Source organism: Massilia antarctica (assembly GCF_015689335.1).
GTDB classification, from domain to species: Bacteria; Pseudomonadota; Gammaproteobacteria; order Burkholderiales; family Burkholderiaceae_D; genus Telluria_A; species Telluria_A antarctica.
Window position 1 is genome coordinate 6385617 of record NZ_CP065053.1, and the last position, 12901, is coordinate 6398517.

The following is a 12901-nucleotide window of genomic DNA, read 5'->3' on the forward strand; positions in this document are numbered from 1 at the left end:
TCACAGCGCGTGTATATCGTAGCGGACATCGCTGCGGTCTTCCTGGAGTGGGCCGGTCACCAGAAAACTGTCCCATCCCAGGCGTCCGCCGGTGCGCGTCTCGTCCATCTGCATGCCGTGCACGTCGGGTCCGCGCAGCACCAGTTGCACTTCGTATTCCAAGGTCACGCCGGTAAACATGGTGATCATGCTCTTGAGCGCGCGCGCCGCTCTCCCTCCCGGCAGGAAGGAGTTGAAGCTGTCATGGTCGAGCGGGCCGATGACCAGGCGCAGGCGCAGGTCGCGCTGCCATACCCGCTCGCCGGCCATGGCGCCGCCACCCAGCATCGAGTTGGCCGCGCCCAGCATGGTCTGCTGGCTGGCCGGCACTTCGTACCAGCAGCCGATGAACTGCTCGGCCTTGATCCGCTGGCCGAAATACTCGGACAGCACGCGCGACATTTGCACCGCCGACGGCGGCCGGTGCCGCATGGCCGAAGCAAAATAGCCGAGCGACTCGTCCAGCACCCCGCCTCCGAGGTCGTCGTTGAGGCGCTGGCGCAGCGACTCGTTGCCCACCCCGGCCAGGGACAGCAGCAGCGGCAAGAAGCTGTCCTTGCCGTCGATCGCATATTTGAGTTCGAGCCGGTACTTGCGCCAGGCTTCGAAGAACAGCGCCAGCGAGCGGTTCGAAAACGTGTCGAGAAACGCGCGCGGCCCCTCATCCTTGTTGTAGATGATATGGGCCGAGATGCGGTCGGTGTAATGGGCCGGCAGCGCGCCATTCCCGCCCAGCAGGCCCATGAAGGCCGGCGTGATGCGGATGTACTTGAGCGTGTTCGCTTGCAGCGCCTCGCCCAGCGACCTGGCCTGGCGCGGCAGTTCGCGCGGCACCGTTTCGATGTTTTCGAGCTGGCTGGGCGGGAAAGCGAGCGAGGTCGAGTTCTGGAAGCGCAGGAAGTTGGCGATCGCGCCCTGCTGCGGCGAGCCGTGGCGCTTGAGCCATAGCTCGAGCATCCGCACCGCCTGGAAGAACTGGAAGCGGTACGGTTCCTCGAACAGGCGCTCGATTACAGCAGGCTCAAATCGCCGCTTCGTGGCAAGCATTTCAATAGCTCTTCTCCATTTTTATTCGATACGATCACCAGTTGGGTGAAGCTGTTGGCGTGCACGTACAGGCCCAGGAAGCGGTCGATGATGTGGGCAAAGGCGTGGATGCCGCTGCCGACAAAGGCTTCTTCGTCGATCGTCAGGCGCACTTCCATGCCGCGCACCAGGCAGGCGAACGGGTTCCCCGGCAGCCAGGTGTTGGCCGCCTTGTACGCCACCTCGGCGATGCCGCCGATCTGGCGCTGCGAGGACGGTGAGCGCGGCAGGTCGTACAGGGTGAGCATCTCGCGAAAGGCATCCAGGCCGCCGTCGGCCAGGGACAGGTGATTCAGCGACAGGTGCGAGATCAGGCGCCAGTGCGCGCCGCGGCCGCGCTCGAAGCGCTGCGAGGACGTCGGTTTGCGCAGGAAGCTGATCTGGCGCACGGTGGACCCGCCCTCGAGGAACAGGTCGCCGCCGCGCAGCCCGTACGTCAAGGACGCCGGCAAGTCGCGGTTGGTGCAGGTCAGCTCCAGGCTGAGGGTATCGGTTTCCACTTCGGCCGGGTCGAAGTCGATGTCGACGATCGAAATCTCGGTCTCGAAACCGGGACTTTTTTCGGCGATGGTTTCATCGCGCCGCATGACCCAGTAGTGGCCCTTCTTTTCCGGCGTCTGTCCGTGCTTGAGCGAATAGAACGGGCGGAAGTCGACGATCGATTCGCCCTGCGGCGTCTGGCGCACCAGCTTGACCGAGTCGATCGCCTGCACTTCGTAGGCGAATGCGCGGCGCGCATCGGCCAGCACCGGGTAGCTGGCGGTGGTGTGGGTCAGGCGGATCGGCTCGCCGCGCTGGCGGAACAGGTTCACCACCGGGGTGCAGCCGAGCAGCACGTTATTGGTCGTCAGGGTGCCCAGCATGCGCGCCGCGTTCGAATCGGTGCGCATGCCCGACAGCGCCAGGTGCAGGGTGATCGAGCGGCATCCCATCGGCAGCACCGCGGTCAGCGCGGCCATGTCGATATCGAAGAAGTTGAATTTTTCGGGGAAGCAGAAATACTCGGTCAGCAGGCGGTAAGCCGTGTGCGAGCGCGCTTCGAAGTCGATCAGCGATTCGTCTTCCTCGAAGCCGGCCACGTGCACCGGAATGGCCGGCAGCGCCATCCAGCGTCCGCTGTCGTCGCCTTCGGCATAGGCGGCCACGGTGCGCATGAACAGCGCATCGCGCAGCGCCGCGCAGAACGACGGTTCGCCGTCGATGAACACGCGCAGCCTGGTCAGGCCCAGCCTGGCCAGCGACACCTGGTCCGAGGTGCTGGTGATGGTCAAGGAGACGCTCGAGGTGGCGCCGGGCGGCGGGCGGATCGCTTCGGGGGTGTCGATGATGGGCGCGAACGAGGCCGCCGACAGGGCCACCGGCGCCACCGTCACCGGGTAGGAGGTGCGGAAGGTGCAGGATGCGCCGCGCACCGGGCGCGTGGTCAGCTGGGTGCCGCGCGGGATCGCGGTGGCGGTGGTCAGCTGCGCGGCCACGCCGGCGAAGTCCATGTGCGCAATCGAGCACGAGGGAAACGGGCGCAGGTAGTGCGGGTACAGCACTTCGAACAGTGCTTCGGTAAATTCGGGATAGTCGTCGTCGAGCCGCTTGGCGATGCGCGAATTGAGCAGCGCGAACGATTCGATCATGCGTTCGATGTGCGGATCTTCGCACACCTCGCCGGCGATCAGGAGGCGCCCGGCGATCTTCGGATAGCGCTCGGAGAATTCGCGCGAATAGCGGCGCAGAAATCCCAGTTCGCGTTCGTAATACGGTAATAGGTCTTCCAAACTCAGGCTCCCCCGGACATGACGCGGCGCGCCTTGCTGATGGTGTAGTGCAGGCTCGATGGCTGCAAGATGGCGTCGAAATTGACGGGTTCCTGGGAACTGCTCACGACCAGCAGCGCCGTGATGGCGAAATTGAGGCGGTTCACCGAGTCTTCGCGCACTTCCAGCGAAGCCTTGACGTTGCGCAGGCGCGGCTCATGGCGCGCGATGGCTTTTTCCAGACACAGGCAAATATATGCCCGGTCGTCAGTGCTCGACAGCGACCGGCCCGCAAAATCATTCAGGCCAAAGGTCACGATCGAGCGACCGCATTCGGGGTACCGTTTCAGCAAATCCTCCGGAATCACGGTGCGCGTGTTAAGGAGCGCCTCGAGATCGCGTGCGACCGAGTCCTTCAAGTCCTCGATCGACATCCGGGTGACAGTGCCGCTGGAGGAACCATTGACCGGCACATCCATCAACCGGTCAAACAAACCTGGCGTAAAACCCTTCATTGGCACCCCGATGCGTTACTGCTGTTACGCGGTTTTGTTAGTCGCCAGATCCCAGCCGCCGGAGGTGTTACCGCCCGAACCGCCGCCGACTTTTTGCTGCGTGTATTTCCATTTGACTTTCGAGTACTTGAGCGACAGATGTTCGGTCAGGATGTCGCCGGTCGATACGGCTGGAGCGACGCTGGAGATCAGCACGTTTTCCAGTTCGATTTCGAAGTACTTGATACGCTCGCCCTGACCATCGGCGCGCAGGAATTCCAGCTTGGCCTTCGCCAGGGTTTTACCCGACGAGCAGTTCTGCAGCAGCAGAGGGGTCGCCAGGTCGGCCAGTTTGGCGATCACGATATCGCGATGCTCGGTGCGCTCGGCGGTATGACCGCCGCCGGTCGATGCGGTAGCCGATTTAGGCTGCAGCACTTCCCAGCTAACGGACTGGCATTCGATCCAGTCTTTGTGGGCGGAGTCAGCCGACTCGCCTTTGATGCCGTCGATTTGGAGGTAGACGTCGATTGCCATTGTGTTCCTTTCAGTGGTTTATAGGTACTACGGGGTGCTACGATTTGGTCGATGGTGGAAGCTCCGCGACCAGTCGGAGTGAAACGGACAGCTCGTCGAGCTGGAAGTGCGGACGCAGGAACGACACGGCGCGGTACACGCCCGGACGGCCCGGCACTTCCGACACTTGCACCGACGCTTCGCGCAGGGGGAACTGGGCTTTCTGTTCCTGGCTTGCGTTATCGTCCAGCAAAACGTACTGGGTCAGCCAGCGGTTCAGGTGGTCTTCGACGTTCGATGCGGCGGCAAAGCTGCCGATCTTGTCGCGCATCATTGCCTTCATGTAGTGGGCAATCCGCGACACGGCGAAGATGTACTGCAGCTGGGCCGACAACACCGCGTTGGCGTTGGCCGAATCGGTGTTGTATTTTTTGGCTTTCTGGGCCGACTGGGCGCCGAAAAAGGCCGCGTAGTCAGTGTTCTTGCAATGCACCAGGGAGATGAAGCCCAGGTCCGACAACTCTTTTTCGCGGCGGTCGGTAATGGCGATTTCGGCCGGGCACTTGAGCGCCACTTCGCCTTCGTCGGTCTTGAAGGTATGGGTCGGCAAGTCTTCGACCAGGCCGCCGCCTTCGACGCCGCGGATCGCCGCGCACCAGCCGAAGTCGTCGAACGCGCCGGTCAGCTTGGTCGCGAACGCATAGGCCGCGTTGCACCACAGGTATTTGTGGTGGTCGGTGCCGTCCACGTCTTCGACGAAATTGAAGCCTTCCGTAGTGGCGCCATCGGCCGGATGGAATGGCAGGCGGCCCAGGAAGCGCGGCAGGGTGATGCCGACGTAGCGCGAATCTTCCGATTCGCGGAACGATTTCCATTTGGCGTATTCGACCGTATCAAAAATCTTGGCCAGGTCGCGCGGCTTGCCCAGTTCGCTGTAGCTTTCCAGCCCGAACAGCTCGGGCGAAGCCGAGGTGATGAAGGGCGCGTGGGCGGCGGCGGCGATGTGCGACATCTGCTCGACGAAATACATGTCTTCCGGCTGGCGCGTGATCTGGTAGTCGCCCAGGAGCGAGCCGAACGGGGCGCCGCCGAAGGTGCCGAATTCTTCTTCGTAGACCTTCTTGAACATCGAGCTCTGGTCGAATTCGAGCGCGCTCTGGAAGTCCTTGACCAGCTCGCGCTTGGTCGCGTTGAACATCTTGATCTTGAGCGTGGTGCTGGTCGAGGTGTTCTTCACCAGGTAGTTCAGGCCGGTCCAGCTGCTTTCGAGCTTCTGGAACTCAGGCGCGTGCATCACGGCCGAGAGCTGGTCCGAAATCATGCGGTCCAGTTCGGCAACGCGGGCGTCGATGGTGGCCGACAGATTGTCCGATACGATCACCGTGCCATCCATCACCTGGTGCACGAGTTCGGAAATCAAGTCCTTGGCACGGGCGTGCTCGACGCTCGATTTGGCCACCTTGCTCTGTTCGACGATCTGGTCGAGCAGGGCCGTTTCATGGGTCGCGGCGGCGCCGGATGCAGGGGTCAGTTGAGCGGACATGGTCAGTCTTTCTTGGCGGTGGCTTGCTGGCCGAGTTCGGCCAATTTCTCGGTGTTCGACAGCACGTCGTTGAGGATGTCTTCCAGCTTGTCGTTGCCAGCGAGCTTGTTGCGCAGGTCGGCCAGCTTGGTGCGCGCTTCGAGCAGCTTGCGCAGCGGTTCGACTTGCTGGACCACCGATTCCGGACGGAAGTCTTCCATCGACTTGAACTTGAGGTCGACGGCGAACTTGCCGCCTTCGCCGGTCAGGGTATTGTTCACGCGGTAAGCGGCGCGCGGCTCGATGCCCTTCATGACTTCATCGAAATTGTCGCGGTCGATGCCGACGAAATTACGGTCTTTCAGGCGCTTCTTCTCGACTTCGGAAGTGCCGCCGAAATCGCCCACGACGCCCATCACGAACGGCAGTTCCTTGCTTTCGATCGCATCGCCGATTTCGACGTCATACGTCATCTGGATGCGTGGCGGCCGCACTTTTTGCAGCTTCTTCTGGACACTTTGTTTCTTTGACATGGTAATTCCTTCTACATGATGGGAGCGTATGTGGAGCTGTACTGACCTTACTTGAGCAGGTACAAAGGATCGTTCTTGTCGCCGTCGGTCTTGCCCTTGGCCGGGGTGTCGGGCTTGCCTTCCTTGACCGTGGCTTCCTTGACATCCTTCGGCGTGGTGCGCGACGGCGTGAACGTGCGCCGGACCGGCGCCACCGCGCTCGGGCCGTCGCCCATATTTTCACGCAACAGTTTGACCTGCTCCTGGGTGTCGGCGCGCACTTGCGGGGTCATGCCGTTCTGGCGGCCCAGGTCGCCCAGGGCGCGGTTCGACAAACGCAGGCCGGCCACGGCGATGATGGCATTGGCCGCCTTATCGTTGGGATCACGCAACAAAACCTCCTGCGCGTTGACGATTGCTTCGCCATACTGGCCCGAATCGTAGCGGCTCTGGGCGATATTGGCCCATGGCGTCTTGTCGGCCGGATAGGCGGCGGCAGCCTGCTTCCATACGCCGATGGCCTGCTCCTTTTGTCCGGTGGCGGCCGACTGGCTGCCCTGGTTAAGCAGGTCGGCCAGGGGCGCCGGCCCCTTGGGCACCGCAGGCGCGCTGGCACAGCCGCTCAATGCCGCGGCGCAGGCAAGGATGCCAAACAGAAACTTGAAATCGGAAAATGTGGTCATGCGCTATCCTCAAAAACGGTAACAAAAAAATAATGTGTATATTGTAACAGTTATTACTGGAACAACGTTAGCAGAGTTTGAAATTTAACAGCGTTCAATTGAAAATCACACATTCTCACTTTGTAGTAAGCGCGCACGTTACATTAGGACCGCAGACAAATCTTCTCATGAATGTTATTGTTCCGCTAATTAGTTTTTCATATTAGCGCAAAATTTTCCGAAGGGTGCCAACAGCATGTCAAGTAAAGTCCTCTGGGGCGAAGGATTGTTCCTGCGCCCCCAGCACTTCCAGCAGCAGGACCAGTACCACGAGCACCGTCTCAACGAAAGCGTCAAGGCCATCCATCCCTACGCCTGGGGAGTGGACCAGCTGCAAGTGGACCGCGACGCCCTGGCCAACAATGCCCTGCGCGTGCTGGAGCTGTCGCTGCGCTTCCAGGATGGCGAGCTGGTCGATGCGCCCGGCGCCGATGCGCTGCCCGAGACGGTCGACCTGAGCCAGCTGCTGCAATCGCAGCAGACCGTCACCTTCTACGCCGCCCTGCCCGCGTTCAAGCCGTTCGGCGGCAACTTCGCTCCGCTCGGCCAGACCGCCAGCGCGGCCCGCTTCGTGCAGGCCAATGCCGACACGCCCGACCTGTACACCCAGGCTGCGCAAGCCCAGCTGACCTACCTGAAGAAAAGCGTGCGCCTCATTTCCGAGTTCGAGCCGCGCGACTCGTACACCCACTTCCCGCTGCTGCGCCTGCGCCGCGTGGCCACCGGCGGCTTCGAGATGGACCCGGCCTTCGTGCCGCCGAGCATGTCGGTGCGCAGCGCCCCGATCCTGTTCCTGCAGCTGCGCCGCCTGATCGACGCCCTGCAAGCCAAGGTCAGCGCCCTGTACGGACACCACCGCGAACCGAGCAAGAACGTGATTGAATTTCGCTCCGGCGACATGTCCTCGTTCTGGCTGCTGCACACGGCCAGCAGCGCCTACGCCTCGCTGACCCACTACTTCCATCACCCGGCGCTGCATCCGGAACGCCTGTACGAAGCGCTGCTCGGCGTGGCCGGCGCCCTGATGACGTTTTCCAAGAGCTGGACCCTGGCCGACCTGCCGCCTTACCTGCATGCCGATCCGGGACCGGCGTTCGCGAAACTGAACATGATCATCCGCGACCTGCTCGACACGGTCATCTCGTCGAAGTACTTCGCCATCGCGCTCGACCTGATCAAGCCATCCTACTACCTCGGCTCCCTCGAATCGGGCAAGATCGACGACAAGACCGCCTTCTACCTGGCCGTCTCGGCCAACCTGCCGGCCATCGAACTGGTCGACGTGGTGCCGCTGCGCTTCAAGATCGGCGCCCCCGACGATGTCGAGAAATTCGTGCTCTCGGCCATGCCTGGCGTGCGCCTGCAGCACGCGCCGCAGGTGCCGCCGGCGGTGCCGGTGCGCCCCGACACGGTCTACTTCACGATCGAGGCCAAGGGCCAGATGTATGAACGCATGATGCAGGCGCAGTCGATTTCGATTTATGTTCCCGAAGGCTTGCGCGAGCTGTCCCTGGAACTGATTGCCGTAACCTCCTGACCGAAGGATTTGCCCAGATGACTACCACCGCACCTTCCCTGATGGCCGGCGGCTCCGTGCCGGCCGCCGCGGGCGCGACCCCGCAAACCTTGCTCGACCTGATGTACGACGGCTTCTACGCCCTGTTCATGCTCAAGAACGGCAGCGGCCCGCAAAACAACGCCGACTTCCAGCGCAAGACCACCCAGTTCCTCGAAGATTTCACGCGCGGCGCCAAGAAGCAAGGCGCCTCGGCCGACGACATCGACGCCTCCAAGTACGCCTTTTGCGCGGCGGTCGACGAAATCATCCTGCGCTCGACGTTTTCGATCCGCGACGAATGGGAACGCCGCCCGCTGCAACTGGTGCTGTTCGGCGACCAGCTGGCCGGCGAAAATTTCTATCACCGCCTCGAAGCGCTGCGCACGCGCGGCAGCACCCACCTGCAGGCGCTGGAAGTATTCCATATGTGCCTGCTGCTGGGCTTCCAGGGCCGCTACATCCTGGAAGGGTCGGAAAAGCTGAACTACCTGACCGCGCGCCTGGGCGATGAAATCGCCAACATGAAGGGCAAGCGCGGCGGCTTCGCACCGCACGCCGAGCGTCCCGACCAGATCGCGCACAAGCTGCGCAGCGACCTGCCGCTGTGGGTGCTGTGCTCGGTGTTCGGGCTGATCTGCATCCTCGGCTACATCGGCCTGCGCGCCTCGCTCACCAAGACCACCGATGCGCGCATGGCCGCGTACAACGACGTGGTCAAGCTGGCGCCGCGCGCCGCCACCCTGACCATTACCCTGCCCTGATGACACCACTTGACCAGATAGTCTCCCGCGCCGCGTTCGGCACGGGACTTAGCCAGCACGCACGCCTCATTACCCTGGCCAGCGCGCAGGGCAGCGCGCTGCCCGAATCACTCATGGCCGAGCAATTTACCGGGCGCGAAGCCGTCAACGAACTGTTTTCGTTCAGCGTCGACGCGCTCAGCGTCTCGACCGACCTTGACTTGACGATGTTCATCGGCGAAGAGCTGACCATCAGCCTGCTGCAGCCCGATTCGACCCGGCGCTACTGGCACGGCATTTGCACTGACGCGGCCTGGCTGGGCGCCGACGGCGGGGTGGCGCGCTACCGCCTGCACCTGGAACCGGCCATGGCGCTGCTGCGCCTGCGTCGCGACAGTTACATTTTTCAGCACAAGAACGTGCAGCAAATCGTGACCGAACTGCTATCGGATTATCCGCAAGTGCGCTTCGGCTTCGACGTGACCCAGCCGCTGGCGGCGCGCCCCATCTGCACCCAGTACCGCGAGAGCGACTTTGACTTTTTCGAACGGGTGCTGGCCACCGAAGGCTTATCATGGCGTTTCGAGCACGACCAGTCCCATGAAGACAGCAGCGACGGCCAGGCGCGCCACAGCATCGTCATTTTCGACAGCCGCGCGCGCCCGCCCGCCACGCCGGGCGGTGCCACCTTGCGCTTTCACGGCGTGCGCGCCACCGACAGCGACGACGCCATCGATGCCTTCCGCGCACGGCGCCAGGTGCAGGCCAACGCAGTGACGATCAGCAGTTGGGACCCGGCCCAGGTGGTCGCCCCAGCCGCCAGTTGCGACTCGGCCCTGCGCGCGGGAGAATTGCCGCCGATGCCGGTGTATGACGGCAGCGGCGAGCGCATCGTGACCGCCAGCGGCGCGGCCGGCCCGCACAGTCAGTTGATGCTGCAGGCGTTAGAACTGGATAACAAGCTGTGCGAAGGCGAAGGCGCGGTGCGTCGCCTGGCTGCCGGGCACGCCTTTATCCTGACCCAGCACGAGCGCTACGGCGAGGGCGCCAATGCGTTCACCACGCTATGGGTCGAGCATGCGGCCCGCAACAATTACCAACCCTCGATCGCGACCGCCAGCCGCGCCGCGGTAGAAGCGGGTACCTATCGCAACCGCTTCGGCTGCGTGCGCGACGTGGTGGCGATCGTCCCGCGCGCCACCGCCCTGCCGCACGCGATAACCGCACTCGGACCGCAAACGGCGCTGGTTGTCGGACTGGACGACGCAGTCTCTACCACGGCGCGCGAGCACCACGTGCGCATCCAGTTCCCGTGGCAGCGTGGCCTGCGCGCCAATGCGGGCGGCCTGCGTCATCATACCGATGAAGACAGCAACGCGCCCGGCAATGAAACCTCGGGCACCTGGGTACGCGTGGCCGAGGCATTGGCCGGACCGAACTGGGGATCCAACTTCACCCCGCGCATCGGCACCGAAGTGCTGGTCGACTTCATCGAAGGCGACATGGATCGCCCGGTGGTGGTGGCCCAGCTTTATACCGGCAACGACCTGCCGCCGTTCGCCGCCGGCGTTGATTCGGGCGTCAACCACGCCGGCGTGCTGTCGGGCATTCACAGCCACAACTTCGACGGTCAGGGCTTCAGCCAGTGGCAGATCGACGATACGCAAGGCCAGGTGCGCACCCGCCTGGCCAGCAGCAGCGCCAGCACCCAACTGAACCTGGGCTACCTTATCGCGCAGCCTGCCGCATCGGCCCAGCGCGGCCGATACCGCGGTAGCGGTTTTGAATTGCGCACCGAGGCCTGGGCAGTGGTGCGCGGCGCCGAAGGCGTGCTGCTCACGACCAGTGCGCGCCCGATGCAGGGCAGCGGCATCGCCTCGACCCAACTGGACGCGGCTGGGGCAATCGACATGCTTAAGCGCGCCCAGGATACCAGCGACAAGCTGAGCGGCGCAGCCCGGCACCAGAACGCGCTATTCAGCCGGGACGCCATGGATGCCCAGGCCGACTTCATCGACCAGATCGATCCTCAGCGCGAGGGCAAGTTCGACGCGCCGGTGAACGGCCAGGAGGCGCTCAAGGCCAGGCCGGGCGAACGCGAACTCGACAGCGACCAGCCGGTGGAACACTTCGGCAAGCCGGTGGTACTGATGGAATCGGCGGCCAGCATCAACTGGGCGACGCCGGCATCGACCCTGCTGTACGCGGGCGAACAGTTGCATTGGACCACCCAGGGCGACATGCACATGAGCGCCGGCGACACGCTCTCGTCGGTCGCGGGTAACGCTGCCAATCTGTTCGCGCACGCTGGCGGCATCCAGGCATATGCCGCCAGCGGCCAGGTATCGCTGCAAGCCCATACCGATGCGTTGGAAATCCATGCCGACCAGGCGATCAAGGTCATCTCGGTCAATAACAACATCACGATCGACGCGCAGCAGAAAATCGTGATGCAGGCCGGGCAGGCCTCGGTCACGCTGGAAGGTGCCGATATCACGTTCCGCTGCCCGGGCGTGTTTTCGGTCAAGGGCAGCTTGCACCCGTTCCACGGCGCCGGTGGCGGCAATGCGCGGCTCGAACCCTTGCCCGATACGCGCGTCAAGCCCTACAACCAGCAGATACGGGCGATGAACGAACTAACGGGGGAGCCGATTCCCTACCTGCCCTACAAGCTTGAAACTGCGGAAGGCGATATTTATTTTGGCACCACCGATGAAGAAGGAAGGACTTTGCGCGTCATGACCACCTCGCCGCAGTCGATCAAAGTAACGTGGGGCGAAACGCCGCGCGGCGCCGGGGAGGCGATCTGACATGGCGACACCTGCTCCATTCAAGACCAGCACCGTCGACGCCAAGAAGCCCGTGGTCGACGATAAGCTCAAGCCGACTGCCGAGATGCATATTCTGGTGGGCGGCCCTTACACCGTCGACGGCGAAGAACATCGTTACGGCCACACCGCGCTGCGCATCATCAGTAAGGGCGTCGATACCACATATGACTTCGGGCGGTATGGGAAGGTCACCGGCACCTTCGGCGAGAGCGGTGACGGCATCCTGCGCGTGTGGACGGACTTCAAGCCATATATCGCCAGCGAAAATGCCCTCAAGCGCAAGACGACCGGCTTCGTTTACGCAATTTTCGACCATCAGGCGGCGGCCGTCACCACCCACTTCGACAGCTTGATCAAAAGCGGTACCGCCTACCCCAACAAGAACCGCACCGCGATGAAGGTCTACCGGCTCAATACCGACTACCACGCGTTGGGGCCAAACTGCACCACGCTGAGCCTGGACGGCGCCACCAAGGCACTGCCGAAAATCGACGACGGGTCGGAGAAATACAACAAGCCGGCCGACGTGCTCAGCATGGGCGAGCGCCTGGCCTTGACTGCCAAGGGCGGCGCACCGCGCCTGTTTTTACCGGATAATTTGCTCAAATTCCTGTCCGGCGGCTCGCTTGAGAAGCCGATACGCACGGATGTCTACGGCGGCGGGAAGTGAAACGCAACGCCTTCGCCTTCCTGCTCGGGTTGGCCGCCGGCGCCTTGATCATTACCATTGCACTGTTTTTCTGGAACCGACAAAAAATGACTAAAGTCCACGTACTTGAAGCGCCACTGCTCTTGCAGAGCAACGAGATGAACGATTACCTCCACCTGCTGCCGAAAGGGACGACCCTGTACTACGACACCAGTTTTCCCGAAGGGTTTAGCCGCTACAAGGTCTATATCAATATCGACCGCATGCCGCTGGCATTGAAGGAACTGGCCGATCCGACCATGGTCGACCCCCTGACGGCGCACGCGCTCGATGCAGGCGACCTGCGGCGGGTGCTGCGCGATTATCCGCTGTCGAAACGCGACCTGGAATCGATCCTCAAGTCCAAAGCGCTATCGCGCGACGACATCAAGGAGGTGTTCAACAGTTATTTGGAAAGCACGAAATAGGCCTGTAGCGGGAACCG

General features: G+C 62.8%; 12 protein-coding genes. 5 read left to right on the top strand and 7 right to left on the bottom strand.

Annotated elements, in window-relative coordinates:
• The 7 genes from tssG to IV454_RS28015 are packed head-to-tail and all read right to left on the bottom strand — an operon-like array spanning position 1 to position 6600.
• Positions 1–1086 carry a type VI secretion system baseplate subunit TssG gene (tssG, locus tag IV454_RS27985; RefSeq protein WP_206088815.1) on the bottom strand — a complete coding sequence of 362 codons (1086 nt, stop codon included), beginning with the start codon at positions 1084–1086 and terminating at the stop codon, positions 1–3.
• Positions 1050–2894 carry a type VI secretion system baseplate subunit TssF gene (gene tssF, locus IV454_RS27990; protein WP_206088816.1) on the bottom strand — a complete coding sequence of 615 codons (1845 nt, stop codon included), beginning with the start codon at positions 2892–2894 and terminating at the stop codon, positions 1050–1052. The genes tssG and tssF overlap by 37 nt, the downstream gene beginning before the upstream one ends.
• Before the next feature lie 2 nt (positions 2895–2896).
• On the bottom strand, positions 2897–3388 hold the full coding sequence (tssE, locus tag IV454_RS27995) for a type VI secretion system baseplate subunit TssE (RefSeq protein WP_054263129.1): 492 nt from the start codon (positions 3386–3388) through the stop codon (positions 2897–2899).
• 24 nt (positions 3389–3412) lie between these two features.
• Positions 3413–3904: an Hcp family type VI secretion system effector gene (locus IV454_RS28000; RefSeq protein WP_054263130.1), complete on the bottom strand. Its 492-nt coding sequence runs from the start codon at positions 3902–3904 to the stop codon at positions 3413–3415.
• Between the two features lie 37 nt (positions 3905–3941).
• Entirely contained in the window at positions 3942–5426 is a 1485-nt protein-coding gene (tssC, locus tag IV454_RS28005) for a type VI secretion system contractile sheath large subunit (protein WP_054263131.1), read from the bottom strand.
• A gap of 2 nt (positions 5427–5428) precedes the next feature.
• Positions 5429–5938, bottom strand: coding sequence for a type VI secretion system contractile sheath small subunit (tssB, locus tag IV454_RS28010; protein WP_054263132.1), 510 nt, complete (start codon positions 5936–5938; stop codon positions 5429–5431).
• 47 nt (positions 5939–5985) lie between these two features.
• On the bottom strand, positions 5986–6600 hold the full coding sequence (locus IV454_RS28015; protein WP_206088817.1) for a tetratricopeptide repeat protein: 615 nt from the start codon (positions 6598–6600) through the stop codon (positions 5986–5988).
• 235 nt (positions 6601–6835) lie between these two features.
• On the opposite strand from IV454_RS28015, the gene tssK reads away from it, so the two are divergent.
• The 5 genes from tssK to IV454_RS28040 are packed head-to-tail and all read left to right on the top strand — an operon-like array spanning position 6836 to position 12884.
• On the top strand, positions 6836–8176 hold the full coding sequence (tssK, locus tag IV454_RS28020; RefSeq protein WP_206088818.1) for a type VI secretion system baseplate subunit TssK: 1341 nt from the start codon (positions 6836–6838) through the stop codon (positions 8174–8176).
• A gap of 17 nt (positions 8177–8193) precedes the next feature.
• On the top strand, positions 8194–8958 hold the full coding sequence (icmH, locus tag IV454_RS28025; protein WP_206088819.1) for a type IVB secretion system protein IcmH/DotU: 765 nt from the start codon (positions 8194–8196) through the stop codon (positions 8956–8958).
• A complete protein-coding gene (locus tag IV454_RS28030; protein ID WP_206088820.1) occupies positions 8958–11747 on the top strand; it encodes a type VI secretion system Vgr family protein in 2790 nt (929 codons plus the stop codon). The genes icmH and IV454_RS28030 overlap by 1 nt, the downstream gene beginning before the upstream one ends.
• 1 nt (position 11748) lies before the next feature.
• Positions 11749–12438 carry a hypothetical protein gene (locus IV454_RS28035; protein ID WP_206088821.1) on the top strand — a complete coding sequence of 230 codons (690 nt, stop codon included), beginning with the start codon at positions 11749–11751 and terminating at the stop codon, positions 12436–12438.
• Complete coding sequence (locus IV454_RS28040) at positions 12435–12884, top strand: hypothetical protein (protein ID WP_206088822.1); 450 nt, start codon at positions 12435–12437, stop codon at positions 12882–12884. The genes IV454_RS28035 and IV454_RS28040 overlap by 4 nt, the downstream gene beginning before the upstream one ends.
• Positions 12885–12901 lie beyond the last annotated feature (17 nt).

Coding starts and splice junctions, on each gene's coding strand:
- IV454_RS28000 (WP_054263130.1), bottom strand. CDS start 3,904: ATGGCAATCGACGTCTACCTCCAAATCGACGGCATCAAAGGCGAGTCG.
- tssE (WP_054263129.1), bottom strand. CDS start 3,388: ATGAAGGGTTTTACGCCAGGTTTGTTTGACCGGTTGATGGATGTGCCG.
- tssG (WP_206088815.1), bottom strand. CDS start 1,086: ATGCTTGCCACGAAGCGGCGATTTGAGCCTGCTGTAATCGAGCGCCTG.
- tssB (WP_054263132.1), bottom strand. CDS start 5,938: ATGTCAAAGAAACAAAGTGTCCAGAAGAAGCTGCAAAAAGTGCGGCCG.
- icmH (WP_206088819.1), top strand. CDS start 8,194: ATGACTACCACCGCACCTTCCCTGATGGCCGGCGGCTCCGTGCCGGCC.
- IV454_RS28035 (WP_206088821.1), top strand. CDS start 11,749: ATGGCGACACCTGCTCCATTCAAGACCAGCACCGTCGACGCCAAGAAG.
- IV454_RS28015 (WP_206088817.1), bottom strand. CDS start 6,600: ATGACCACATTTTCCGATTTCAAGTTTCTGTTTGGCATCCTTGCCTGC.
- tssC (WP_054263131.1), bottom strand. CDS start 5,426: ATGTCCGCTCAACTGACCCCTGCATCCGGCGCCGCCGCGACCCATGAA.
- IV454_RS28030 (WP_206088820.1), top strand. CDS start 8,958: ATGACACCACTTGACCAGATAGTCTCCCGCGCCGCGTTCGGCACGGGA.
- tssK (WP_206088818.1), top strand. CDS start 6,836: ATGTCAAGTAAAGTCCTCTGGGGCGAAGGATTGTTCCTGCGCCCCCAG.